The organism is Arcobacter sp. F2176 (assembly GCF_004116465.1).
In the GTDB taxonomy this organism is placed as follows: domain Bacteria; phylum Campylobacterota; class Campylobacteria; order Campylobacterales; family Arcobacteraceae; genus Arcobacter; species Arcobacter siniprincipis.
The window spans coordinates 1-213 of sequence record NZ_PDJV01000099.1; the positions used below are offsets into that span (position 1 = coordinate 1).

Annotated in this window: 1 protein-coding gene; it reads left to right on the top strand. The window is 25.8% G+C overall.

Annotation, left to right across the window (positions count from 1 at the left end; genetic code table 11):
• Window positions 1-213: hypothetical protein (locus CRU95_RS17045; protein ID WP_164969835.1), on the top strand; the 213-nt coding region annotated here is incomplete at both ends.

The following is a 213-nucleotide window of genomic DNA, read 5'->3' on the forward strand; positions in this document are numbered from 1 at the left end:
GTAAAAAAAGATACAAATACAGACAAAATAGAAAAAACTGATGCTACAAAAAGTGAAGCTAAAACTGAAACAAAAGTAGATACAACAAAAACTGATGCAAAAACAACTTCTTTGATGGATAGATTAATCCAAGAAACAAAATCAAATGTAAAAGAAGTAAAAAAAGATACAAATACAGACAAAATAGAAAAAACTGATGCTACAAAAAGTGAA